Annotated in this window: 1 protein-coding gene; it reads left to right on the forward strand. The window is 43.3% G+C overall.

Going from position 1 to position 1,228, the window contains the following annotated elements; genetic code table 11:
* The first annotated feature begins 145 nt into the window (after positions 1 to 145).
* Positions 146 to 1,048 carry an acetylglutamate kinase gene (argB, locus tag EI164_RS16195; protein WP_192521000.1) on the forward strand — a complete coding sequence of 301 codons (903 nt, stop codon included), beginning with the start codon at positions 146 to 148 and terminating at the stop codon, positions 1,046 to 1,048.
* The last annotated feature ends 180 nt before the right edge of the window (positions 1,049 to 1,228 follow it).

Below are 1,228 nucleotides of genomic sequence, written 5' to 3' on the forward strand. Positions count from 1 at the left end.
TTGGTGCAATTTTAGCGATCAGCAGCCCTAATATTTGAATGTTCAACACGCCCTATATGTCACAAACTGTTTTATATAGGCACTAACCTGTATCAAGAAACACAATATAACCAACCCGCTCAACACTGTACTTTAGGAGTTTTTAATGACGCTTAATTTAGATGATGCCAAAATAACCGCTGAAGTATTGACCACAGCCCTACCTTATATTCAGCGCTTTGTCGGTAAATTGATCGTGGTCAAATATGGTGGCAATGCCATGACTGACCCTGCACTTGAAAGCTCATTTGCCCGTGATATTGTGTTGCTAAAAACCGTTGGCATGCATCCGGTAGTCGTACATGGTGGTGGTCCACAAGTCGATAACTTGTTAAAAGAGCTTGGCCGTCAGTCTGACCGTATTGATGGGATGCGCGTTACTGATAAAAGTACTATGGATATCGTCGAGATGGTGCTAGGTGGCGGCGTCAATAAATCTATTGTTAGCCTGATTAATAAGCATGGTGGCCGAGCCATTGGTTTAACCGGCAAAGACGCTAACTTAATCCAAGCAAAAAAACTGGTCATGGAAAAAGTGGGCGAAGATGGTGTCGCTGTCCCTGTCGATCTAGGGTTTGTCGGTGATGTGGTCAGTGTTAATAAAGACGTGATTAATATGCTTATTTCGTCTGACTTTATTCCGGTCATCGCACCGCTTGGCGTCGATAGCGAAGGTCACACTTATAATATCAATGCTGATCTAGTCGCAGGGAAAGTCGCAGAATTCTTGCAAGCCGAAAAATTGATGTTACTGACCAATATCAAAGGTGTATTGGGTCGTGATGGTCAAGTCGTCACTGGGCTGACGCCGAAGAAAGTCGATGGACTGATTGAAGATGGCACTATCTCAGGTGGCATGATTCCTAAAATTCAGTGTGCGCTTGATGCCGTACGTAGCGGCGTAAAAAGCGCTGTCATTGTTGATGGCCGTGTGCCCCATGCGACCTTGCTTGAGATCTTTACCAACGAAGGTGTCGGTACCTTAATCAGTCGTGAATTAGATGCATAATTGAGCCAACAGCCTACGATTATTAGCATGAAAAATATTCGTATAGAAAACACTAGTATAAAAAAGCCCGAGCTCGGATACCAAACTCGGGCTTTTTAACTGTCTATCAATTTTATGATCTATTAGGGCGTGTTGAACATTCAAATGTGGTGCTGGCAGTGACTATTTTTTAGACAATAT

The organism is Psychrobacter sp. FME13, from assembly GCF_014861395.1.
Taxonomy (GTDB): Bacteria; Pseudomonadota; Gammaproteobacteria; order Pseudomonadales; family Moraxellaceae; genus Psychrobacter.